Raw genomic sequence first — 26,246 nt, 5'->3', positions numbered from 1 at the left:
AGGAGGTGATAATAATGGATGAGTGTACAGCAAGCATACACACATAACATTCAAACGGAAAGCGTTTTCGTATTTTGGACTAGTTTGTAAGATGGAGCCAGATACGGAGTATAGTGTGGACGCTGGTGCCATTTGGATTCCGTACGGTGAACCAGTATCGGTGGAACGGTATGTAAATGAGCCAACATATAGCAAATGTATAAGACCAGAAGAGGCTGAAACTCATTGTGGAAGACAGTAAAAAAATGAACAAAGTGCAGCAAGGTAGTTTCCATTATACCTGCCCACTTTGTTCATTGGGATTAATTATTTAACAAGGCCATGTGGATCAATAACAAATTTCCGCGAAACGCCTCGATCAAAATCTTGATAGGCTTTGGGAGCATCATTCAATGAAATAAGTGTTGCATTTACAGCTTTAGCAATTTGCGCTTTGCCGCTAAGAATAGCCATCATCAAATCTCTATGGTATTTCATGACAGGTGTCTGACCAGTAACGAAGGTATGGGATTTAGCCCAACCCAGTCCGAAACGAATTTTTAGTGTACCTATTTTTGAATCTTCGTCAATAGCACCTGGATCGCCAGTCACATAAAGCCCTGGAATTCCCAAGCTTCCCCCTGCGCGTGTTACTTCCATAATTGAATTCAGCACGGTAGCTGGCGCTTCACCATGAGATTTCCCATGTCCATGAGCTTCAAAACCTACACAATCAATAGCTGAATCCACTTCAGGTGAGCCCAATATTTGATCGATTTGCCCAGCTAAGTCTCCATTTTCACGTAGATTAACTGTTTCACAACCAAAACTTTTCGCCTGAGCAAGTCGTTCCGCATTTAAATCACCGACAATAACAACGGCCGCTCCCAGTAACTGAGCAGAGTGAGCCGCTGCAAGACCTACTGGACCCGCGCCGGCAACATATACGGTTGATCCAGGACGCACACCTGCACTAACAGCACCATGATAACCCGTTGGGAAAATATCAGAAAGCATGGTTAGATCAAGGATTTTCTCCATCGCTTGCTCTTTATTCGGAAACTTTAATAATTGGAAATCTGCATATGGCACCATCACATATTCCGATTGTCCTCCAACCCAACCGCCCATATCGACATAACCATATGCGGAACCTGGACGATCCGGATTGACATTTAGACATACGTTTGTATTCCGTTCTTTACAGCTCCGGCAACGACCGCAGGCAATATTGAAAGGAACGGAGACGAGATCCCCTTTTTTAATAAATTCCACATCGCGTCCAACCTCAATAACCTCACCAGTAATTTCATGACCTAAAATGAGGCCTGATGGTGCAGTCGTTCTACCTCTAACCATGTGTTGGTCACTACCGCAAATATTAGTTGTCACGACTTTAAGAATAACGCCATGCTCACATTTGCGACCCACATTCAATGGATTAACGCCTGGGCCGTCCTTAAGAACCAAATCTGGATATTCCGTATTTCTAACCTCTACACTACCTGGCTTACTGTAGACAACAGCTCTGTTTCCTGACATTTTCATTAACCTCCTATTATCGATTTTTCTTCAAAATCAGGGTGTGATCGTGTTCCATAGATCTCTTACTACACGCTGCAAGTACAGAGACTGCTGCCATCGGTCACTAATCTCTTTGTTTCTCCCGCTTGCTTCATTCGTTGTCATTGCATAAGGGGGAGGACCTAGTTCAATTACGACCGGGAATACATCATTTGTACTAGCCTGAAGCAGCCAATTTTTCATTCCCAATTGCCACCATTTCATAAAATGGGAGAACATGGGATGATTTTGTTCCTCACCAGGGTCAATTTGTATTTGCTCTCCGTTCGATATTCGTGTATGTATGCTAGAAGTGTTCGAAAGTAATGAAAGAAGTAACTCGTCCGCTTCTTGAGAAACAGTATGCAGTTCCCCAGCGACGATGTAATGGGAAAAGTCGATTGTTAAAGGTAGAGACTTTAGTTCTCTAACGTATTCAACGGTACGTATCAAATCTTGGGTAATAGTACCCCTATGTGTTTCAATGAAAACAGGAATTCCCGCATCTTTAGACAGTTGCTCAATCCCCTTCAAGAGCTGAATGGCAGATTGACCTGTCATGAATGGTTGCATGACTTGTGCATTAATAAATCCAATACCATCAAAGGCTTTTGCTCTTAATAGGAAATCAGCTAAATCTTCAACCGATTTCGGGTAAGCGTTTACACTAAACGAAAGGTGATACTTGTCTAAAAGATGCTTCCAATAATCAGCTTTCTCGGGTGAAGGAAGGAATCCATTAATGCCGTCATAACCATTGCTAGCGATTAAGGCTATTTTCTCTTCGTCGGACAATATATTTCCTTCAAAAATATCCAGATTATCCATCGCCCACCACGACATTTGAACTTCTAATTGATTGTTCATGTTTCTCACCCCTTATCTCGAAGTCATAGGATGGTAAGTGACATCCATCTCACAATCTATAGTGTAAGTTGAATTTTAAGTAGAATGAAGTAATAATCTTGCTAATTTATCATGTAATCCTGCTATTACGAAGATTATTTTTGGTGCTGATTGTTTAAATAAAATAAATCGTCTACTATTTAGTTGTAGAAATGCTGCTATTATCTTCTTCAGAGGTTTCATTAGACGTTGGTTTTCAGAATTACAACCATTTCGCAAAATTATTTCATTCGCGTTTCGGAGTAAATCCAAGCAAGTTAAGAAACGAATTGCATTGATTAGTTAACCTCTTCATTACAATAGGAGACGATGTCTCTTTTTGTGAATAAAGAGGTTTTTTTACTATGCGTAATCCATGTAACATCAATGGGTTGTGCAAAATAACAACATTTCGGTGTCATACAGCAAAACTAAATAATGACTTTGTGCATTATAATAGGAATATCGGTATCTGTTAACTAAGACAATAAGGATGTGAACATAGTGGAATACACCAAATTTGGCAAAACGGGAGCTCGGGTATCAAAGCTAGGTCTCGGGGGTGCTCCGCTTGGCGGAGATTACGGTCCAGTCACAGATGAGCAAGTAACAGAGGTGATCGATCGGGCCTTGGATCTAGGGATCAATTTTATCGATACAGCACCGTTATATGGAAGAGGAGAAAGCGAACGCCGTATTGGGAAAGCGCTGCAAGGCAAGAGGGAGAAAGTATTTCTTGCGAGCAAAGCTGTTATGCGGGGGGAGTCCTATTCGTACGACAATACGATTCGTTCTGTGGAGGAGAGTCTTAAGCGCCTAGGGACGGATTATCTGGATCTCATTCAAATGCACGAACTTTCGGAGTTGAACACGGAAATAGGAATGAACGAAACCATTCCCGCCTTTCTGAAGCTGAAGGAGCAGGGGAAGGTTCGAGCCATAGGAGTAAATGCTTTTAATCCAGCGCTGCTGCTGCCCTTTGTTCGTTCAGGACATATCGACTCGGTACAGACATTCTGTCGTTACATGCTTATCGATTATTCGGCCATGGATGAGCTTCTGCCGACTGCCCGAGAGCATGGCGTATCCGTTATTAATGGAAGCGTTCTCGGAATGGGGCTTCTTGCGGATAATCCAGCGCCATTTATTAAGAAAGATTCGCCTCTAGTGAAAGAAGCGGAGCGTCGAATTCAAGAGATAGCCTTCTTACGGAAGACGGAGCCCAAAGGGTTGATTGAGCCTGCTATGCGGTTTAGCCTTTCTAGTCCAGACATTACAGTAACATTAACTGGAACGACTTCGTTACGCTCTCTTTCCCTTAATGCAAGCTATAGTGATGGAGTTGGCTTACCTCAGGATGAATTGGATCGGCTGCTTATTTTATTTCCAGGTCAGCCAATGACATGGTAATAGGGGGATGTTGAAGAATGTCTAACGTAAATGCAAGCATTGGAACGGATGCATCACGTGCACCGTGGGTAGACGAAATTTGGGATAAAATCATCGGCAAAGTGGAACGAATGAGCCAGTCAGTTGGCGTTGGATTTCCATATATATCATATAATGGAAAATATGAAAGTGAAGAAGCAGATTGGTGGACGAATGGGTTCTGGCCGGGCTTGATGTGGCTGGTGTATCGTGAGAATAAGGTTGAAGAACTCAAAGATACAGCTGCACAGATCGAGGCCTTAATGGACCCGGTACTTACCGACTATTACCCACTGCATCATGACGTAGGGTTTATGTGGAGCTTATCTTCCGTGGCGCAGTATAAGCTGGTTGGTTGTGAAATTTCGAAGCGGAGAGCCATGACGGCAGCCAGTCATCTGGTTGGGCGTTACAATGCGAAAGGCCAGTTTATTCGCGCCTGGAACCAGCCGGAGCGGGTTGGTTGGGCGATCATTGACTGCATGATGAATCTGCCGCTGCTATATTGGGCTAGTGAGGAGTCTGGCGATCCACGTTTTAAACACGTGGCGGCTCTTCATGCGGATACGACGTTACGTGAATTTCTTCGTCCGGATGGCTCTTCTCACCATATTGTGTGCTTCGATCCTGAGACTGGAGAGAGACAAGAAGCGCTAGGGGGACAAGGCTATTCGCCGGATTCGGCATGGTCCCGCGGAACCGCATGGGCGTTATACGGCATGGCACTAAGCGCACGCTACACGGGAGATCAACGTTATATCGATGCAGCTAAGCGATCAGCGCATTTTTTCCTGGCCAATGTTCCCAAAGATGGTTTACCGCCATGGGATTTCCGAGCCCCTTGGGAAGAAGGAATGGCAATGGACTCAAGCGCGACAGCTTGCGCAGCCAGCGGCATGCTGGAGTTGAGTTTGTTGGTGCCGAAGTGCGAGTCTGAGCTATATCGAAATGCTGCTGAGAAGCTGATTTTTAAATTAAATGAAAAATACACAGCCTGGGATGATCCGAACGAGGAAGCGATTCTACGGATGGGAACTGCCAACCGTCCTAAACAAGCACATGTTAACAACCCAATGATCTATGGCGACTATTTCTTCGCTGAAGCAGTCTGCAAGCTGCGCGGCGTACATGATACATTCTGGTAGGAGGGAGCATCCAATGACACCAATTAACAAATCCAAGTCTACTTCCGCTGCCATCTATGCGCGAGATTCGTGGACAGCGCCAACTTGGGCGCTTACGGAGCGGAAGTTAATTGATACACTGAACGAGGCGGCGGTTGAATATGTACGTCGTTATACGCGGGAAGATGGAACGATCGTTTGGCGTGAAGATTGGCCAGGGATGGACGGGTCGGATGATCCTTATGAAGCGTTCATGAATTTATCCCTGCTTTATGCACTCGGGGGCAATGAGGAGATTCTACGCTTGTCCCGCCTTATGTATGATGCGATTACTTGGCAATGGACGGAATATGGTCAGATTCATAACGAATTTGATGCTTATTATGACTGGATGCACCATGGCGAGGGCTCCTTATATCTCTATTTCCTTGGCTTGTCTGATCCGCATTTGCTGAAGAATAGTCAGCGAGCGGTCAAGTTTGCCGAGTTATATACAGGAAAGAATCCGGAAGTGCTGAACTATGATGCAGAACGAAAGTTAATGCGCTCGCCAATTACGGGTAGTAAAGGCCCGCGCTTCCAAATGACGGAAGAGGACTGGGTAACACATAGAGGCGTGCTCGATGATTATTTGGCACCGTTCGAGGATATTCCTGGTGTGGACTTCGCCAGCGGTAAGTGCAAGTGGTCAGACGATGCTATTTATGGTGAAATCATTACCAGAATGAACGAACGGAAAGCGAAGGGAGATGTCCCGCTGAATTTGAACGCAACCGGCTTGATCACCAATGCGTTTATGTATACGGGTGATGAATCTTATCGGCAGTGGGTATTGGACTATTTGACCGCGTGGGAAGAGCGTACGCTTCGTAACGGCGGATTAATTCCAGACAACGTCGGATTAAGCGATATCATAGGTGAGTACAACGATGGTAAATGGTGGGGAGGTTACTACGGCTACCGTTGGCCGCACGGATTCATGTCCATCATCGAACCGCTAACCAATGCTGGTATGAACGCTGTGCTTCTTTCTGGTGATCGGAGCAAATTAGATTTGGCACGTTCGCAATTGGACCGAAATTGGGATCTAGGCAAAGAAATTAATGGGAAATGGCATGTTCCGAATAAGCATTTTGATTCCGGCTGGACAGACTACCGAATCCAAGTTCCAACCTACCCGATTTATTTATGGACGATATCGATGGCTGAGGAAGATGCGGCACGTGTAGACCGGATTCCCTATGAAGATCATTTCCGGTTGATTGATATGCCCACGATTTCTGGTAGAAATCCGGCTACACGCAAGGAAACCAAGCATTACATTGCAAATACAGTACCTTGGTACTTATATATGCGAGGGCAATTTCCTGATTATCCAGAGCGTATTTTACAGCAAAATCTGGAGCTAATCGCGATTCAATTGGAGAAGCTTCGCTCTCCTAAGGGGGATCCAACCAGCTGGGATTGGGATCATCCCTACAGTATTCATGAGTGGCAGGAGTATTCTCCTGTCTATTTCGAAGGTTTACTGCAAATGATGCTTGGCGCTCCTATGCACATTTCTCACGGTGGATTACAACATGCTAGAGTGCGTTATTTCGATGCTGACCGTAAACGATGTGGACTTCCAGAGGACATCGGTGCTTTGGTTGAAGCGCTTGGTGATGAGTTTGTCACCTTAACGCTTGTGAACCTATCGGCGTTCAAGGAACGTGAATTGATCGTACAAGCTGGCAGCTTCGGTGAGCACCAGTTTACCTATATGGAGAGTTTTAATCAAAGCGGCCAGAAGGTTGACGAGGGAGAGCTCGATGGGAAATGGTTACCGGTTACCCTTGCTCCAGGAGCAGGAATTCAATTGAAACTTCATATGAAGCGTTATGTGAATCAACCGACCTATGAGACACCGTGGAGTGCAGAAGTGGCAGGGGGAACGGCGAAGCTTATCCGAGGCCGTAATCAACAATAGTAAGAATGAGGAGAGTATGTTATTCATGACATCTATTCATCAATCATTTACTAGTGATGTTAGCCATGCCTATATCGATAGCCATGTCCACTTCTGGAAGCTGGAGCGCGGCGATTATCATTGGCTTAAGCCGAGTAATCCGGTTCTTTATCAAAATTATGTACCATCGGATCTGTTTGGTCTTGCAGATGCTAATGGTCTACGTGGAATTATCGCCGTACAGGCGGCACCGACAGTGGCAGAGACGGAGTATTTACTTGAACTGTCTGGTAAAAATGAGCGAATCCTCGGTGTCGTTGGTTGGCTTGATCCTTTTGCAGATTCATTCGTTGACGAATATAGACGTTTACGTAACAACCCAAAATTTGTTGGGATTAGGCTGGACCGTTCCGTCTTCGAACCGTGCAAAGAGGAAGTACCAAATCGTTTAATAGTGCATCTTCGCATGTTGGAAGAAGATGGTTTTCCTATCGACCTGCTCATCGGACCAGATCAGATGCCAAATGTAATTAAATGCTTAAAGTCCGTACCTAACTTAAAGGCGGTTATTAACCATCAAGGTGGTCCGCCTATTCGTACAGGTGAAATCGAGCCTTGGTCGGCATACATCGATGAGTTATCCGAATTTCTTAATGTGTATTGTAAATGGTCTGGTATGATTACTTCCGCAGATGGAATGAATCCCGTGCGATTGGTGCCATATATTCGTCACACGGCAGAACGATTCGGTCCCAACCGCATCATGTTTGGCAGCGACTGGCCTGTAGCTTTAATGGCCGGCACTTATCACGATGTTGTTCAATTATTCGAACTACTGCTGCCTGATCAATGGAGCGACAAGGAGCGTGCGAACGTACGCATGCACAATACTAAAGTATTTTATTTGGGCATTTAGGAGAGTGGAGCAGCGTGCAAAGACTACTGTTCTACTCACAAGCGCGTAGAGGAACGGCAAAAGAATTCAAGCAAATCGTGAAGGAAAATGCAACTACACTTCATGAAGAATGGGCCGCAGCAGGTCTAAGGCATGTCGCGGTGTTCACCTGCGATATGTATGTTTGTGTCTATGCCGAGGCAGTATGCGGTCAGAGTGCTTCAACATGGGATTGGCCCGTTTCCTTCGATCGATATCTGGAGAAGTGGCCAACTGAACCTGATGCAAATTTCAACGCAAGTGAGACGCTGCATAGATTGGCTATCCCCATGATCGACGTGTTTCATGATGGAATACCTGAAGACGCCGAATCTTGGCGCGGAAATTATGCTATTGATGATCGAGTAGGCTCGATAGCCAGATTGAAACCAGAGATGGTGTCGAGCTATGTCTATTACCATTATCAGAAGCAAGCAGAGTCACCAAACAGCTTTAATCAAACGTATATGATTGGTATGCATGGTCGACTATTATTCTCTTATCATGAGTTACCTGCTAGGGTGAGCCCAATACAACGTCATGTCTTGTTGACTACAAAGCATTCACCGGATAATTGGCATGAGGTGATGTACCCTCATTTTGATCTATGGGAAGAAGCACCAGAGGGGCAGCAGCTGTGGCGAAAAATGGAGCGAATGATGTGACAACAGCCGGTTAGGAGTCAAATGACTCTTAACCGGCTGTTGCTGTTTCAGCGACTTACACGATTTCGTGCAAGTCTTTATTTTCCGGAATAACAATGAACACCGCCGTGCCTTTGTGTAGATTTCTTGTAACGAACACCCCGTATTCATCGCCAAATAGTAATTTAATCCGTTGATTTAAGTTTTTTAGACCAATATGCTTTTCCTCTAAATTAACCCCGCTGGCCAGTTTTTGCTGAAGACTAACGAGCTGAGTGTCAGGAATCCCTTGCCCGTTATCGGAAACGGTGATGACGATCCCGTCCGACGTACGCAGTCCCGTAATAATAATCTGTCCTGGTATACGGGTAGGAATAATACCGTGCAGAAAAGCATTTTCCAATAATGGTTGAATAGAAATTTTTAAGATTTGGCAAGTAAGAAGACTTTCTTGAATCTGCCATATGACGTCAAATTTGTTCGGATATCTGGCTTGCATAATTTCCACGTACTGTTTGGCATGCTGGATTTCATCGCGAATATCGGTCAATGGATGGTCAGTATCCAGACTTCGACGTAAGAGATCCGAAAGTGCTGTTACCATATTGGAAACAGGGTTGTGTCCTTTGGTTAATTCGATGGCCAGGTATTTAATCGTTTCCAAGGTATTGTATAGGAAATGCGGTGTCGTCTGATTTTGCAAGGCAATCGTTTGAGCCTTCCGTAAGGAATGCATACGAAGCTGAAGCTCTTGTTCGAGACCTTTCTTCGCATCTAGGGTTCGAAAGATCGAACTGGTGATGGTTCGTACCTCGTTCCATTTGCTTTTCTCATTGGAGTCCATGAGAGGCTCTAACTTTTCCTGGTCCTCAATCATAGACATGATTTGATTAACGGGTGAGAACGTTTTAATGGAGATCAATAAAGAAACAGCCAAGACGATGATACCACCGATTACAAAGAACAAATACATAAATGTACGTAAGTCTTTCATCTTTTGCTCGTAATTATTGAGAGGCAACAACGAGATATAGGTCAAATGTTTATCCCCTGAGGGGAGCACAGAAATGATGTATTTCTGGTTATGAATGGTTTTAATCAATGAAGTAGGAGCAGTAATATCCGACAGGACATCAGCACGATTCAGGAGATCGACGTCATGGATCTTGGACATAAATTCATTTCGATTATTGCTGTACACGACGACATCTCCACTCAAGATGTATGTGTTTTCAAATTGCTCACCGGTTTGATTTAAAAATTTACGAAGCTCTTCAATATCAATGTTAGCGGTGACAGCCCCAATTTTATTCTCATAGAGATAAGCAGGTCGTGTAAATGAAATGTAGAATGGATACGTATCATTCCGTTTACGTAGATCCAAATAAGAGCGATTGCTGTCTATTTTCTGATAGACGGTGTTATACCAAGTTTTGTCATCAAATTCAGTTAAAAGAGAGTCAAATCGATTGGAAAGCATGTACGTATTTTTCTCCGAAAACACGTAAAGGGAATCCATGTATTTAAAGGAACGTGTGTACATCGAAATCTTGTCATGGATTGTCTGCATTTTGGCAGCAAGATTGTTATTGTTATAGTCTGAAGGAGATAACATGAAGGATCCGACATCATCTTGATAAATCATTTCTAGCGAAACACGATCCATCTGTTTAAATATGGTGTCGATGCTGTCCTTTACGCGATAAAGGGCGTTCATGTTAACGCCGCTTATTTCCGTCTCAATGGCTTTATTCATTTGAACATACATCACAACGCTTAAACCTGTAAATGGAACGATCACTAAGAGAAATATCAGGATTAAACTTTTGATAAAGAGACTTTGAAACTTGTACATTCGGACAGCTTGTATTAAATTACGGTTTGTTTTCATGCTCAGCACCTTTTGAAAGCAAGCTTTTTTGCCTAATATAATCCTTAGGACTGACACCAGTTGTTTGTTTGAACAAGCGGGTAAAGTATTTACTATTGAGATAGCCAACTTTTTCAGTAATCTCATGAATTTTATATTGACGGGATTCTAACAAATCAATCGCTTTTTGAATGCGCAATTGGGTTAAATAATCAATATAATTGATACCTAAGGCTTGCTTGAAGATTCGGCTAAAATAAATATGATTTAAGAATACGTGATTAGCCACCTCTTCGAGTGATAAATCCCGATGAAAGTTCTGTAAAATATACTTCTGCGCTGCCTCGACGATCAGATTCGCATTCGTTTCTTTCGGATTTACATTGAGCACCATCAGCTCTCGGATGAATTGCTTGGCCCACCTGCGTACTTCTTCCAAATTATTGATTTCAATGACAGCATGGTAATTGTGAGCGGTCTCATGAGGTATTTTACCTATCAGCCCGCGATCAGCATAGTATCGAAATACCAAAGCGAACAGATCCATGATCAATCGATGCACAAATGAGATTGGCAAATTACGAAACTCGTCCATAAATCGGTCAAGCAAGCTCAAGGTTTCCTCTGTTTGGCCGTCCGTTATATTCGCCATGAATAGCTTATACTTCTCCAGGAGATTATCATATTCGATCGGCTCCAACCGCTCTTTACCTCGCGTCTCTTCATAGACCAGTTTTAAAGGTACGCTAAATTGTGCTAATTCAACCAAGTTATGGAATGTGGCTGTCACGTGATAACGAATCTTGATGTCAAAATTGTTTCGGATTCGGGAGATAATTTGATTTAGCTCTACAACGAGTTGCTTTCCAAGCTCCTCTTGGCCTGCATTATGGTTTGGGAAAGCAAGTAATTTCATCCCCTGATATTCATTGAAAACGGCTTTATACAAGAAATTTGCATTCTCAGCAAGGAAAATGCTTTTTAATGAATAGGTTAACTTTTCTGGCTTAATGGTCAGCTTCTCCGGCTCACATAGCTCCAATTCAATTAAAGCGCAAGAGCAATGGGCAGGATCTATGGAAAGGGATAATAACTGTATTCGTTTATGAAGCTCATTCGTATTCCGTAAGGCGCCCATAACCAGATCGGTATAAAATTGCTCTTTCAATAGAGGGAGAAGCTCATCAAAGCGAACAGACTGCTGTTGCTGGTGGATATGAGCGTTTTTCTGTTGATCTAGCTTAAGCTTCAGGTTCTGGAATACATCTGTGATTATGTCGTATTTCGTCGGTTTTAACAAATAATTCTCTACATTATACGCAATGGCTTGTTGGGCATATTCGAAATCTTTGTAACCACTAATGATAATGACTCGAATCTGCGGATAGTTCTCATAAATATGCTTGGCTAACTGGATACCATTAATCTCAGCCATTCGAATATCGGTTAGCACGATGTCAACCTCATGGGTTTTTAAATATTCAATCGTCTCTTTACCGTCCTCGAAATCAGCAATGATCTGAAACCCAAGTGATTCCCAATCTAGGAAATATCTCAACCCTCTGCGTACAATCTCTTCGTCGTCAACCAGAATAAGCTTGTACATGATTCGCCATCCTCTCGCTGTTGTCACTTCATTATAGCGCAATGATACGTCATTATAGGAGTCTTTCTAGGGGATTCTAAGGATTGGTTGAAAAAAGTTACTTTACTTGCTTTTAGTGCCTTCATCCTATCGATTTACGCAACTTCGTAACCGTATCTTTAATTTGGCTCCCTATTCAGTTATACCCCTATTTCGTAGAATTAAATTAAGCAAAGGGGGAACGAAGGATGAAAGACACCGTCATTCATAACACGCCAGATCAAATGAAAAGCAAAGTAATTGCGAAGTCACTTGGGAGTAATTCATTTAAACGATTAGTTAGAGAGAATATAGCCCTATTTGCCCTAACCTTACCGGCTATTCTATATTTCCTAGTCTTTCACTATACACCAATGGTTGGGGTGATTCTGGCATTTAAAGACTATAAATATAGTGATGGAATTTTCGGGAGCGCATGGATCGGGTTTAAAAATTTCGAGTTCTTTTTTACATCCTTGGATGCTTGGCGAATTACTAGGAATACAGTAGGATATGGTGCAATTTTCATCGTTTTGGGTAATATGGCGGCAGTAACGGTTGCACTATTGCTGTTTGAAATTCGCGGGAAAATAGCCTTGAAATTTTATCAAACATCGATGATCATGCCGCGATTTTTATCTTGGGTCTTAATTGGGTACATGACCTATGCGATATTCAATCCAACATTAGGTTATTTTAATCAAATGCTTCAATTTTTTGGTTTTGAGCCGATTGATGTGTACTCGAATGCGAAATACTGGCCTTATATTATCGTATCTGCCGAGATTTGGAAGACAGTTGGATTAAGCTCTATTATCTATTATGCGGCTTTAATGAGTGTCGATCCGGAATTGTTTGAAGCGGCCAAAATTGATGGAGCAGGTAAATTCAGGCAAATATTCGCCATCTCGCTTCCTTCACTTACCCCAGTATTGACCATCATTGTCATTCTGGCTGTCGGTAATATTTTCAGAGGAGACTTTGGATTGTTTTATCAAATACCAAGAGATATCGGTGTGTTATATCCAACAACAGATGTGATCGACACTTATGTATATCGTGGATTACGTAATGGAGATTTCGGGATCTCAGCTGCAGTGGGGTTGTTCCAATCGGTGGTTGGACTCATCTTGATTCTCATGAGTAACTGGATTGTAACCAAATTGAAGCCAGAAAATGCTTTATTCTAATCGTATACAAAAGAGTAAGAAGGAGGCGGTTAAAGAATGCCTAAGTCATTCACTGCCAATATAGGCAATAAGCTCATACACATGTTCATGATATTATTTAGTCTAGCGTTTATCATTCCTTTTCTACTGGTTATCGCCGTATCTTTCTCCAATGAGGAATCCGTATTGAAGTATGGTTACAAATTAATTCCTAAAGACTGGGATCTAACCGCCTATGGTTTAATATTCGGGAATCCTCAGCAAATCTTATATGCCTACTTAACCACTTCCGTTCAAGCGGTAGCTGGCATGGTTCTTGGATTGCTCGTCATGTCGACTTGCGCTTATGCGCTGTCACGAAAAAGTTTTAAGCTTCGCAGACCAATCGTCTTGTTCATTTTCTTCACGATGTTGTTTGGAGGCGGATTGATACCGAGCTACATCCTAATTACGCAGTATTTACACATCAATAATACGATTTTTGTGTATATTCTACCGTTCCTTGCGAATGCCTTTTATATCATTATTCTACGTACATTCTTTCAAGGCTTGCCAGATGCGCTGGTTGAATCAGCGAAAATGGATGGAGCCAGTGAATTCCGAGTATATTGGCAAATTATTTTGCCGCTGTCTAAGCCAGCGCTTGCAACCATCGGATTATTCGTTCTACTGGATCGATGGAATGATTGGTTTACATCCTTAATTTATATTCGCGATACAAAGCTTTACTCTCTACAATTTCTGTTGCAAAAAATCTTGCTTGAAATAGATTTCTTGAAAAATTCAATGACGTATGACACGAATATTGACAACATTAATCTATATAAGCTGCCTTCTGAAACACTACGGTTTGCAATGGCCATAGTGGCTGCAGGACCACTTCTGATGGTTTTCCCGTTTTTCCAAAAATATTTCTCTAAAGGTCTTACAGTTGGAGCTGTAAAAGGGTAATTACCTGCTTATACCAATTCCGGAGTTGTTGCTTGGCTTCGGAGTTGTATAATATACTATTTGAGCAGATTGAAAGGGGATAAAGAAAAATGAAAACGCTTAAAAGTGTTTTTAGCAAGACGATTGTTCTTAGTATGACAACCGCGTTAATATTATCCGGATGTGGTAAAACGAGTACTGACAATCCAACCTCAACGACTAATGCGACATCAAGTGCTGCAGCAACAGAAGCAACAAAGCCGGTAACATTGAAGGTTGTAACATTCGGTGCAGGCAAACAAGCAGATTCTCAAGAGGTTTGGGATGAGTTTAATAAGCGTTTAGCTACGTTATTACCGAATACGAAGGTAGAATTCGAACCGATTACGGGATCGGAATTTGCTAATAAATGGAAGCTTATGGCAGCGGCGGCTGAGCCGATTGACATTGCATGGACAGGATATGCATTGGATTATCCTGGTGAGGTTAACAAAGGATCTTACATGGAGTTGGATGCTCTAGTTGATAAATTTGCACCTGATATCAAAAAAGAGATTCCTGCTTGGGTATTAGACCGTGCTCGTGTTAACGGCAAATTGTATGCAATTCCAAACTATCAACAAGCGGTAGATAATCGTCCAACAATGCGTGTACCGAAAGAGTTTATCGATAAAGGATACATCGATCCGAAACTAGCACAGGAAACCTTTTATAAGAATGGTCCCGTTTCCAAAGAGTCTTTCGCTGTCATCGAAGGTTACCTAGAGAAGTTGAAGCAGAACAACCAATTACGCAAAGGCTTTAGCCCGGCTAATCTTCCAGGTATGCAGCATCACAACATGTTATCTACACCATTCAAGTTGGTTGGTGATTTGAAAGATCCGAAAAGCTTAAAGGTAGTCAATGTGTATGAAACCGAGCAAGAGCAGCTGTTTATCAAAACGATGGCAGATTGGTATGCCAAAGGTTACATACGTAAAGATATTTTGAGCATGCAAAATCAACGTCAAGATGAAGGCAAGCCAGACGGAAATATTGCTTGGTTCCATACAATGGTTGGCAGCATTGAAGATCAATCGAAGATTGATAGTACAAGATATGGCTTCCCGGTTCAGGTCATTCCAATGGAAGAGAAGTATGTGATCTCCAACTTGTCCGATGCCACCAATTTAGCTATCCCTAGAACTTCCAAAAATCCAGAGCGTGCGATGCAGCTTCTTAATTTATTAGATTCGAAGAAAGGGAAAGATCTGTATAACCTTCTTGTATGGGGGATTGAAGGCAAGCATTACAAGAAGATTTCCGAGAATAAAATTGAAACAATTGGCTACTCAGGCCAAGGGACTTCAGATGCCAAATATGGTCAATGGAACTGGGCTTCTGGTAATACAGCAAATAGTTTCGAAACACAAGCCAACCCTGAGAATTTCACGAAAATTTGGCAAGATACGAATGCAGGTGCAACGATTTCTCCATTACTAGGATATAAACCTAATCTGGATTCAATCAAAACGGAGCTTGCACAGATTCAAGCCGTTGTGAAAGAGTATGCGGGTTCTGGAGCAACGCAAATCATTGAAACAGGAGCTGTTACTGATACTGACGCGAAATACAAGGAATTTATTGAGAAAATGAAAAAAGCGGGTTCAGAGAAAATAGCAGCTGAATTACAAAAGCAAGTTGACGAATTCTTGAAGACGAAGAAATAGTTTGAAGTAAAAGAAAGGCCAAATGCATAGAAGGGAGTCATTGCTTGTTTCTACAGCACGCAATGGCTTCTTTTAAACAGCTTTTTTGAAAGCGTTAACATTTATTGAGAAGTGTTTAAAAGTGAGTCCGTAATTTAAATCGAATGGAGGTAAAATTTATGCATCAGTGGACTGCAATGAAAATGCACAAAAAGATTGCCTTATCGTTGGCTTTACTATTGAGTTGCGCACCCATTTTATCAATGCCGGTAAAGACTTTTGCAGCAGCTGTAACAAGCTACTACGTTGATGGAACAAACGGTAGTGATGCCAACAACGGTTTGACTACAGGAGCAGCTTTCAAGACCATCCAAAAGGCTGCCGAAGTTGCAGTATCTGGCGACAAGGTCGAAATTATGGAAGGTGTTTACCGTGAAACAGTCATACCTAAAAGTGATGGGGTGACGTTTCAGAGCTACAATGGTGACAAAGTTACCTTGTCCGGAGGTGATTTGGTCACTGGATGGACGCCTACAACAGATGCTGGTATCTATTCGGCACCAATGTCTTGGGATTACCAAAACGGTTATGGCAATATTGTCTATTACACGGATTCAGCGGGAAATGATACATCGCTGAGTCAAGCTAGATGGCCCAATATTCCTGACAGCCTGATGTTCGACAAAACAAAGTATGCCAAATTTTCATCAACGGGGGCTATTTCCGGTTCTATTAGCAACGGGGGAGCCAATCTGCAGATGGACAATGTCGCTCTTGCCGCTGCAAATCCATTGCCTAATAGCACATCAGCAGATGCTTGGAAAGATGCTCTGCTTGTTGCAACAGCGGCCAATGGGTTCGTCATCTATACCGGAAAGGTTACAGGCAGTAGTACTACCTTGAATTTTGAGTGGCCTTACACCACCGGTTACCTTCCCAAAACCGCATCTCCCGGGTTTGGTCTATACCTCACAAACTCCTATCAGGCACTGCTCTACGATGTGGCAAATCCGATTACCGGCGTAGCTGGTGTACCGGGAGTAGCAGCGTGGTATAAGGACGTTGCTAACCAAAAATTGTATGTTGCTGTTCCGGGCGGAGCGGATCCAAATACCGGTAAGATTGAGGCGAAGAAAAGAGAGTTTGCTTTTGACTTAGCCGGTCGAACAGGTATTACCATCAGCGGAATTAATATACGGACTGCTGGTGTCAACTTTGCAAACTCCAGCAACAACATGCTCAAGGGTGCGACCGTTGAAATGGTGGATTCTTACAACAAGCCTTTTGCTGTTGATACAACGTTGGCGGGATTTGTATCCGGTTTAGTATTGGATGGTGACCATAACACGATTCGTGATAGTGAAGTGAAAAATATGTTTGGCTTTGGAATCGTTATCAAAGGCCACGACAACAATGTGATTAACAATCATATTCATGATTTTAACCGTTATGGACTCTATGCCGATGGTATCAATGTCAATGGGTACAATCATCTGATTAGCCACAATAGTATTCATGCGGGAGGTCGTGCTGCTATTGGCGGCGCGTTCACTAGCTCAGTCATTGCGTATAACGACATCTATGACGTGATGAAGATCTCCTATGACGGTGGTATTTTTTATGTTGTGAACAGCAATTTTGGCAGTTCAGAGATTCATCACAATACCGTGCATGATAGTCCAGGAGAAGGTATTTATTTTGATAACTTGAGTTTCGATGCCGTGGTTTATAACAACATCATTTGGAATGTTTCAGTAGGTATGCTCATCAACACACCCAATGAACGGATGATTTTGTTAAATAATACAGTATACAAAACGAATAGTCAGTCTTATGGTACGTGGGGGGATTCCGCTGCGGATGGAATCGGCTCATATGGAAGCGTACTTATGGGCAATATACTGGAGAATACTGGATTTGAATCTCAGGCTTCAGGTGGTGCTTATGAACAAGGCAACACCATAGATACAAGAACCAATCTTCAAGCTATGTTTGTAGATCCAGACAACAAAAATTTTGCACTGAAAAACCCAGACAGTCAACGAAGTGTCGTGATTCCCGGTGTTACCGACGGATTTACTTCTGCTACACCTGTAAGAGGTGCGGTTCAACCCGGCGTAACATGGCAATCGGGCCACGATTTTGACAATGCGGCAAACATCAACCCGACTTTCAAGCTAAACAATATTCCTTATAAGCAGTTGTTGATAAATGCCGGTTTTCCTACTGGTGATCTGACTGGTTGGACTACTACGAATACACCAGAAATCGTAGAACATAATGGATGGGATTTCAGAGCTAGCGGTTTGATAAGAGACGGCGTTTATGGTGTTGCTTTGAATGAAGGCGATGGGATTTCTCAAACGGTTACAGGTTTGAAACCAAACACCACCTATGATGTAAGTGTTTGGGGTAAAGTGTTGGGAAAACGAGTTGCAGCAACTACGTTGGCTGCTGGAAGTGATCCTGTTACTCCTGTTAAATATCGCAGCATGAATGGTTACATGATTCCGGGAACGAAAACTACCCTCAAGTTTACTGGTGTTGATTTCGGAGCGGCCTTGTACGACAAAGTATATTTTGGTACAGTTGCTGCCTCTGGTACTGGTAAGATTGAGATGTACATTGGTGACCCATTGAACGGTGGTACTCTGGTCGCAACGGATCCTCTTTCCGATGACGCAACTTCGGGACAAAAAGGTCAATGGCATTATAGAAATGCCATTGCACTCGCTAACGTGACAGGGGTTCAAGATGTTTACTTAGTGTTTTCAAATACAAATACTACGGTTCCTCTAAATTGCTATTTTGCTGATTTTACATTGTTTGATTCTACCGTTAATCCAGTTACGGATTACATTGAACTTGGAGCTAGTGGACTTACGAGTGGTGCAGTGACAAGTATGATTACTACAACAACCTTTACGAAGGGCACAGCAAGCCGTCCTAGCAACTTTTCCTTTACTACAGGACCAAGCGATACTAGTGTGACCATATATGCCAAAAAATCAGGTGGCGGCGGATTGACTGGTTATGTGGATGAGTTTGGTTTGGCAGAGAACTCGACTCCTGCTCCTGTTTATCAATCCTTAAACGCATTTGAAGGTTTTGAAAACGGATTGGATAATTGGGTAGTGGTACCAGGCAAGGGGACACCATCGACCAGTACGGCTGTTAAGCATTCCGGCAGCAATAGCTTTATCGTTAATGAGGATATGGATGCGATTCAACAAATATTCAACACCAGCTACAACAAAATAGTGACTATGTGGTTTTATGACAATGCCAGTGCGACGAATATGCAAGTTGCAGGATTTGTGGATGATAACGTATCGGCTAGAGCCATTGAAGTCAATACCCCGACTTCATCAACGAAATACGCAATTCGTTTAGATGGTACTCATACGGCAACAAATGTAACGAGAACCACAGGTTGGCATGAGTTCAAATGGGACTATACATCAGGCACAAAAGTAGATATGTACATCGATGGCAAGCTCGTTGCATCACCAACTGGCGTGACTAGTTTTAAGCGGATTATTTTAGGAGATCAGTGGTCTGGTAATACGAATACAGTGTACTTTGATGATATCAGTATCAAAGATGCTAACATCAAACCTGTAGCCGTAAGTACAGAGTTGACTACGCCGCAAACTAGCATGTTTAGCGGCACTTTATCTGCGAGCGATGCAAACGGTGATCCCCTGACTTACAGCATTGTGAGCAATGGCACAAAAGGAACTGCCGTGGTTACGAATCCGTCAACTGGAGAGTTTACGTATACGCCAAACCCTGACGTGATTGGCACCGATACATTTAGTTTCATCGTAAACGATGGAGTTGTAAATTCAGATGTCTCCACAGTGACGGTTCGCATACTGGATATTACTTCGCCTGTGACGACCGATGATGCGCAGAGCGGTTGGCATCAAGCTGCACAGACGATTCAGTTAACAGCAACGGATGTAAGTAGTGGCGTTACGCAAACCTTTTTCAGCCTAAATGGTAGTTCGTTCGCAGAAGGAAATACAGTTCAAATTGATGAAGAGGGCTTGAATGAGCTCACGTACTACAGCATCGATGCTGCAGGCAATCAGGAAACTCAGAAATCAACTATTATCAAAATTGATAGAACCGCACCTGTCATTACAGCAGCAGTCTACGCAGTACAGCCTGGCGGACAGAACGGATGGTATGTAGATGAGGTAACTGTAAGCCTTACTGCGGAAGATCATTTGTCAGGCGTGGCCGCAATTGAATACAGTGTTGACGGAGGGGCTAACTGGCAAGATTACCAGGCACCTGTAACCATCAATCAAGACGGCAGCTATATCATCATGTTTCGATCGGTTGACAACGCGGGGAACGTAGAAACAGCACGGAGCATCTCTTTCAATCTGGACGCACATACGCCTAGCGTTACCATCTCTTCGCCTATTGATGGCAATAGCTACAGTGATTCCGGGGATTTAAGGCTGCAATTAACCGTGACCGATGATATTTCTGGCGTGGATAACAGCAAGACAACCGTTACACTAGATGGACAGACTTTACAGCATGGAACAACGATTCCGCTCTATTCGTTAGCGCTTGGCTCACACACGATTACAGTAACATCGAGTGACCTAGCGGGGAATACGCACCAAGAGACGGTGACATTCCAGACCATCACTACGATCGATTCCTTAAAAGCATTGGTAACTCGCTTCAGCGATAACAATTGGATAGATAACGGGGGAATTGCGAATAGCTTACAGAAAGAACTGGAAAAAGGTAACTTGGAGAGCTTCATAAATGAAGTGCAGGCGCAAAGCGGCAAGCATATTTCAAGTGAAGCAGCAGCCTATTTGCTTAGGGATGCAAGTTTTCTACAAAATAGCCTTAACTAAATCCGTTCATAACTGAATCACTCATGAGAATTTGGGCTATCCGAACTTTGGGTAGCCCCGTCTCATTAATTAATCCATGATTATCAAGATGTGCGAAAAAACAACAATTTAGTGCAGTTTAGGAAAACTTTGCGGTGACCTTGTAAAGTACAATGACAAATGGAGGATAGCATGATGTAGTTTCCCCCATTACTTGTTCTACGGGAAGGATGAATGAGATGCTACAGCAATTAACTTTTCGGCAACTTAAGAATGCGTTGGAGGAGACGCAACATCTCCCCCGTACACTTTATTCAGAAGCAACTTCTTCTGATAATTGGAGACGAATCAGGGAAGATGTGAACTACTCGGAATTCTGGCGTGCTCTGGAGAAGCAAGCAGCAGAATTGATTGAAAGTCCTGTCCGATCACCGCTTTTTACGGAGTTTACTTTATTTGGTGATACAGGAAACAGAGCGGTATTTCAGACACAGCGAGATCATTTGTATGCAGGAATCCATGCGTTCAGCATGCTTGCGATGACAGAGGATAAGCAAGAATGGAAGTCAGGATTAGATAATGCCATATGGAACGTATGTAACGAATATACATGGGTTTTACCAGCGCATGTTGGACTTTACCATAATGATTACCCGAACGGCATCTGGGATCAACCAGTACCACCTCGTGAAACGGTAGACCTTTTGTCAGGTATGACCGCATTCACTTTAGCGGAAACTGTGTATTTGCTCAAAGAAAGATTACATCCCTGGGTGGTTCATCGAGTGAAAGAAGAGATCGATAAGCGTATATTTCAAGTGTATTTCAATAATCCAACTCCGCAAAACTGGGAATTGAAAACAAACAATTGGCCGGCAGTTTGCTCAGCAAGTATAGGGGCAACAGCTATCTATATGATCGAAGATAGTGAGAAGCTGGCAGGAATGCTTTGGCGTGTGATTGGGGTACTGAGAAATTACTTCTCAGGCTTCGACGAGCAAGGAGCGACACCAGAAGGACCAGCTTATTGGCAGTTTGGTTTTTCTTACTTTGTCTATTTTGCAGAATTGTTGAAAGAACGAACACATGGGCAAATCTCTCTCCTTTCGGAAGAGAAGGTCGAACGAATCGCGCAGTTCCCGCAATTTTGCATGTTAACTGGGGGCAAGGTGGTCAATTTCTCCGATTCACCTGACGAAGTAACCTTAAATACAGGCCTTATTCAACGGTTAAAACAGTATGTACCATCTTTACAGCTTCCTAATGAAGAGTACCATTTGAAGCCAGTTCCGGGCAATTGGCTAGATTCAACAAGACTGATGCTTTGGTCGTCATCACAAACGGAATCGTTAGCCTCAACGGGTAGTGATGAGAGGGTTCAAGAGCAAATTTTTACCGGTAATCAATGGGTAATCTCCAAAGTAAGGGATTCGAGAGGTGGAACCACTGCTTTTGCTGCCAAGGGCGGACATAATGAAGAGCCACACAATCATAATGATTTGGGACATTTTATTATACATGTCGATGGTCAAAACATACTGGCGGATCTAGGGTTAGGGCTGTATACCAAGCAGTATTTCCAACCAAGCTATCGATACGAGATGATCAATGCAGGTTCTCATGGACATTCGGTTCCGATTATTGACGGCTGTAGACAAGGGTTTGGAAAATCATATCGGTCTGAGATTGTATACAGCCAAATATCTGAAGATAACGTTCAAATTGTCATGGATTTAACCAAAGCCTATGCGTGCCTTTCATTGGAAGGCCTCACACGTGAATTTATATGGAAGCGTCCGATCAATGAGACTCCGCAGTTGATTATTACGGATAAAGCCATTTTTACTAATAGACCTGAATCCTTTCAGGAGGTTTTCATAAGCTCCGTGCAGCCTCAGGAAACAGGTTCTGGGCGTTTACAGATGAATTCTGTGACGTTGGTATACGATCCGGAGCAGTGGGAATTGGAAATTGAGCACATTTTCGTGGATTCGCAATATAAAACTGGAGCTCCATTTTACCGAATCGTGTTGAATCGCACCCAGGTAGAACGGGAGATCATTTCCGAGTTTCGTTTTGAAATGAGTGAGATGGCTTAATAGAAGGTAAGGAAACGAAGAACTTTTTTGCCGGTGACTATTGAGATAGTTAAGATGACAGGACATATTATCGGAGGAACAGCATGTTTACAGCCAACGAACTGGACTATTTAGAAAGCTTATCCGGGGTAAACCCGATTCAGCAAGACATCGACGCGTTTAAACAAAAAGGCATGTTAGATGATCTCGAAGAAACCGGAATAACTCGTGACAAATATTTGGACTTTGCCGAAGCGCGAGTTCATCAATTCGCCCCATTTTTAAGTGAATACGGGGGGGTTCTGGATCCAGGCGATGGGAAAGAACACGAATATGCAACCGCTGCATTTGTCAAAGCCGGAGCTATTCTGCTAGCCAACGATCGCTGCAAGGATCTCAAAGAACAGATTTTGCTCGCGATGGATTGGGCAAGTACCTGTTTGGGTGAGAATAAAGTCCCTGATGACCATGCGGATTTCACTACGAACATGGTGGTTCGGGCTTATCAGATACTGGCGCCGATGGTAACTGCGGAACGGAAAGATACATGGAAAGCGAGTTTGTCCAACGTTGAGCCTGAGGTCACGTATTGCCAAACGCAACGAAGTTTTCCAGACATCCGTACTATCCGTAATTGGGCTACATATGCCATGCATGGCGAAATGATGAGGTTAAATGAAGGGTTCACGGACTCTATGGCTTTCATTGATAAGTATTTGAAACCGCAAATGCCGCGTTTTACGCGTGAAGGGCTATACCGTGATCCGAATATTCCGGTCGCCTATGATTTGGCTGCGCGTCAACAGCTTAGCGGGTTAATAGATGCCGGTTATAACGGCGAATGGAAGACATTTCTAGAAAGGCAGCTTCGCAAAGGTGCTCAAACGATGCTGTTTATGCAGTCTACCACCGGGGGAACGAGCTGCGGAGGCAGGAGTAACCAGATTATTTGGAATGAACTGACCTTTGCCAATCTGTGTGAACGGGAAGCTTCGCTTTATGCTAAAGAAGGAGATCAAGAATGGGCAGGTATCTTTAAACGAGCTGCACGCAAAGCACTACAATCCATTCTGCGCTGGATAGAGGATCCCACCCAATTTAGGTTGTTGAAAAATCGGTTCGATAGCGGTCTCCGTAACGGTTGGGAGTTCTATGCCTATTATTCGACATACAGCTTGTATGCCGCTCAAATTGCTGCTTCGTGCTTTGAAAGTGCTGACGATAGCATTTCCGAGAAGGCAACACCGGCGGATTTGGGCGGATATGTGGTGCTAATTAAATCCTTCAATCGGATCTATGCCACTTCGAGGCCTCAGCAAGGAGCTTATCATCTCGTAATGGATACTGCTGCGCAAATGGGGCATGACGCAACCGGATGGGTGCGGCTCCACAAAGCGGATTATCTGGAGGAAACGGCGCTCTCGATGGGGATAGCTGGGCTGAGCGGCAATATTCACTTGAATTATTTTGTGGCCAAACAAATCATTCCGCGTCCCCATACGCCGGCAGCTATCGGCCTGTCATGGAGGGATGCGTACGGAGTCTGGCACAGATTAGCTAACTATGGCAGAAGAAAGCACGAAACGTTTCATTCCTTGAATGAAGAAGGGGCGCCAACCCATCCTGAAAAGCTGCATTGGAATGCCTTGCTTGTAAGTGGGGATGAAGATGGCGATGCGCTTTCATTCAAAATACGTTACGAGTCTACGGGGCTTCAGCTTTTAAATGACATGGATTTGCGTTCACCGGATGATGAACTGCACCCAACCTATTTGCGAGCCGTCGCTGATATGCTGCCAAGGCCTGGCATCGAAGGCATAGCGGCGATCACGGAATCTTATCGCATTGCACGCGAAGGCGTGACAACGGCATGGTCGGTGGAGGCTGCAGAGGATACGGAATTATCCGCAATTGGTGTAACGGTTCCGGTGCTCGTGACGAATGGAACCGATGGGACGGTCATCCGTGTGGATGGGAATAAGCTTTTCGTCTTATATTCGAATGCTGTCTATACTATTCAGCCTGAAGTTGAATCGGATGAAGTGGAACTAGAGCTTCTTCCTGGGTTGATGCCGAATCGAAATGGCAACTATCGTCTCGCGCAATGGAGTAGCAAGGATGCTCAGAAGGAAATCAAGCTTCATTTCTCATTAGAGCAGGCTTAATTAAAAAATAGAAGGAAACCAATTGAAAATAGGAAATGGTACTCTGCCCGCAGGTATTCAATTTATCTCTGGTCCCAGTCGTTCCGCTGATATTGAGAATGATTTAACCATCGGTGTTCATGGTCCAGGTATTGTATATGCAATAATAATTGAATAAAAGCCTTTATAAAAATCAATGCGCTAGGGTCCGAAGCGGTTATTTTCAACAGTCTTGAGAATAGTAGGGGGCTCAAAATAAACGGAGCCACGCGGGTTGCGGGCTCCGTTTTACATTTATTTATGAAACTACGCAATTCCTTAGTTGCTAGGTTCAAAATGAACCTTCCTTCATTGCTTCAATCCGTAATTACTTTTTCAAAATCGGTATCCATATTTCACTTTTAAAAGTTAGTGAGGTTACATCTTTATTCTCATTCCAAAGGATTTCTGGTCCTTCAATTGCTTCATAGTTTGAGGATGGAAACCACTCGGAATAAATGCGTCCCCATATATTTTGCAGCGTATCAGGAAATGGTCCGATTGCTTCGAATACAGCCCATGTTGAGGCAGAAACATTAAGCTGTGTTAGGTTATCTGGACACTCCTTCGTTGTTGCAACGCCAATATAGTGATCAAGCTCCCCTTTTTCCTCCATTCTGACCTCAGAAAAGTTTGTGGATGCACTAAGGAGTCCCATAGGTTCGACATTAGAAAGGTTCTTAAGGTTATTGATCGTTTCGCTGTCTAAGCTTTTCCACATCGAAGCAATCTCCGGATTAACCCCGTTGAATTGGATAGGAACTCTTTTCTTAATTCCAACAATGCGAAATGCCTCTTTTTCTTCAATTCGATAGATCATTTCATTTCCTCCTTTGATGGATAACTGGAAGGTCATTGGCGGGTAAGCTTTAAGTGAATGGCCATTATTTCTGGCTTCTGACGGTGCAATACCATGCAAATTTTGAAAAGCTCTTGCAAAAGAATCTGGTGAGTTGTACCCGTATTTCACAGCAATGTCTATGACCTTAACGCTGCTGCCTTTAAGCTCAAATGCTGCAAGAGTAAGACGTCTGCGGCGGATGTATTCCGATAGCGAAATACCTGCAAGGAAGGAAAACATCCTTTTAAAATGGTACTCGGAACAGAAAGCCCTTCTTGCTACTTCTTTAAAATCAATATCGTTCGCAAGGTTTTCCTCAATGTACCTTAAAGCACCATTCATGTTTGTAAGCAAATCCATTTATCTGACCTCCTTTATCAAAAGAATAGCAGGAATTGAATGTGTGAATCCGACATTTGGTGCACAATTATGTAGGGTTAATACCTCTTGTTGAAATGAGAATATCATCCAGCATAAACTGCATTTCGTC

General features: G+C 43.2%; 16 protein-coding genes and 1 pseudogene. 12 read left to right on the top strand and 5 right to left on the bottom strand.

Features of this window, described 5'->3' with window-relative positions; genetic code table 11:
* Positions 1-306: 306 nt before the first annotated feature.
* A complete protein-coding gene (fdhA, locus tag ASD40_RS29585; protein ID WP_057306716.1) occupies positions 307-1,521 on the bottom strand; it encodes a formaldehyde dehydrogenase, glutathione-independent in 1,215 nt (404 codons plus the stop codon).
* Between the two features lie 36 nt (positions 1,522-1,557).
* The gene (locus ASD40_RS29580) at positions 1,558-2,409 is read right to left on the bottom strand and encodes a sugar phosphate isomerase/epimerase family protein (RefSeq protein ID WP_235549432.1); all 852 of its coding nucleotides are present in this window, start codon (positions 2,407-2,409) and stop codon (positions 1,558-1,560) included.
* Between the two features lie 522 nt (positions 2,410-2,931).
* Here ASD40_RS29580 and ASD40_RS29575 point away from each other — a divergent pair.
* The 5 genes from ASD40_RS29575 to ASD40_RS29555 are packed head-to-tail and all read left to right on the top strand — an operon-like array spanning position 2,932 to position 8,526.
* Positions 2,932-3,837, top strand: a complete 906-nt coding sequence (locus tag ASD40_RS29575; RefSeq protein WP_057306715.1) for an aldo/keto reductase — start codon at positions 2,932-2,934, stop codon at positions 3,835-3,837.
* Positions 3,838-3,854: 17 nt separating this feature from the next.
* Positions 3,855-5,000: a glycoside hydrolase family 88 protein gene (locus ASD40_RS29570; RefSeq protein WP_057306714.1), complete on the top strand. Its 1,146-nt coding sequence runs from the start codon at positions 3,855-3,857 to the stop codon at positions 4,998-5,000.
* Positions 5,001-5,013: 13 nt separating this feature from the next.
* Positions 5,014-6,948: a hypothetical protein gene (locus ASD40_RS29565; RefSeq protein WP_057306713.1), complete on the top strand. Its 1,935-nt coding sequence runs from the start codon at positions 5,014-5,016 to the stop codon at positions 6,946-6,948.
* A gap of 25 nt (positions 6,949-6,973) precedes the next feature.
* Entirely contained in the window at positions 6,974-7,843 is an 870-nt protein-coding gene (locus ASD40_RS29560) for an amidohydrolase family protein (RefSeq protein WP_057306712.1), read from the top strand.
* A gap of 14 nt (positions 7,844-7,857) precedes the next feature.
* Positions 7,858-8,526, top strand: a complete 669-nt coding sequence (locus tag ASD40_RS29555) for a hypothetical protein (RefSeq protein WP_057306711.1) — start codon at positions 7,858-7,860, stop codon at positions 8,524-8,526.
* 55 nt (positions 8,527-8,581) lie between these two features.
* Here ASD40_RS29555 and ASD40_RS29550 read toward each other — a convergent pair whose 3' ends face one another.
* Both ASD40_RS29550 and ASD40_RS29545 read right to left on the bottom strand, forming a co-directional pair.
* Entirely contained in the window at positions 8,582-10,396 is a 1,815-nt protein-coding gene (locus tag ASD40_RS29550; RefSeq protein WP_057306710.1) for a sensor histidine kinase, read from the bottom strand.
* Positions 10,380-11,981 (bottom strand): response regulator, encoded by a 1,602-nt coding sequence (locus ASD40_RS29545; RefSeq protein ID WP_057306709.1) that lies wholly within the window; start codon positions 11,979-11,981, stop codon positions 10,380-10,382. The genes ASD40_RS29550 and ASD40_RS29545 overlap by 17 nt, the downstream gene beginning before the upstream one ends.
* Positions 11,982-12,208: 227 nt before the next feature.
* On the opposite strand from ASD40_RS29545, the gene ASD40_RS29540 reads away from it, so the two are divergent.
* From ASD40_RS29540 to ASD40_RS36750, 7 genes and pseudogenes are all read left to right on the top strand, one after another.
* Positions 12,209-13,189 carry an ABC transporter permease gene (locus tag ASD40_RS29540; RefSeq protein WP_235549431.1) on the top strand — a complete coding sequence of 327 codons (981 nt, stop codon included), beginning with the start codon at positions 12,209-12,211 and terminating at the stop codon, positions 13,187-13,189.
* A gap of 36 nt (positions 13,190-13,225) precedes the next feature.
* The gene (locus ASD40_RS29535; protein WP_057306708.1) at positions 13,226-14,119 is read left to right on the top strand and encodes a carbohydrate ABC transporter permease; all 894 of its coding nucleotides are present in this window, start codon (positions 13,226-13,228) and stop codon (positions 14,117-14,119) included.
* A gap of 89 nt (positions 14,120-14,208) precedes the next feature.
* The gene (locus ASD40_RS29530; protein ID WP_057306707.1) at positions 14,209-15,807 is read left to right on the top strand and encodes an ABC transporter substrate-binding protein; all 1,599 of its coding nucleotides are present in this window, start codon (positions 14,209-14,211) and stop codon (positions 15,805-15,807) included.
* A gap of 158 nt (positions 15,808-15,965) precedes the next feature.
* On the top strand, positions 15,966-20,675 hold the full coding sequence (locus tag ASD40_RS29525; protein WP_057306706.1) for an OmpL47-type beta-barrel domain-containing protein: 4,710 nt from the start codon (positions 15,966-15,968) through the stop codon (positions 20,673-20,675).
* 218 nt (positions 20,676-20,893) lie between these two features.
* The gene (locus tag ASD40_RS29520; protein WP_057306705.1) at positions 20,894-22,753 is read left to right on the top strand and encodes a heparinase II/III family protein; all 1,860 of its coding nucleotides are present in this window, start codon (positions 20,894-20,896) and stop codon (positions 22,751-22,753) included.
* A gap of 83 nt (positions 22,754-22,836) precedes the next feature.
* Positions 22,837-24,897 carry a hypothetical protein gene (locus ASD40_RS29515; protein ID WP_057306704.1) on the top strand — a complete coding sequence of 687 codons (2,061 nt, stop codon included), beginning with the start codon at positions 22,837-22,839 and terminating at the stop codon, positions 24,895-24,897.
* A gap of 31 nt (positions 24,898-24,928) precedes the next feature.
* A pseudogene (locus ASD40_RS36750) lies at positions 24,929-25,054 on the top strand (LUD domain-containing protein); the annotation flags it as partial.
* Between the two features lie 189 nt (positions 25,055-25,243).
* On the opposite strand, the gene ASD40_RS29510 reads toward ASD40_RS36750, so the two are convergent.
* On the bottom strand, positions 25,244-26,116 hold the full coding sequence (locus ASD40_RS29510) for an AraC family transcriptional regulator (RefSeq protein ID WP_057306703.1): 873 nt from the start codon (positions 26,114-26,116) through the stop codon (positions 25,244-25,246).
* Positions 26,117-26,246 lie beyond the last annotated feature (130 nt).

This window comes from Paenibacillus sp. Root444D2 (assembly GCF_001426375.1).
Lineage (GTDB): Bacteria > Bacillota > Bacilli > Paenibacillales > NBRC-103111 > Paenibacillus_E.
This window is presented reverse-complemented; position numbering and strand designations above follow the sequence as displayed.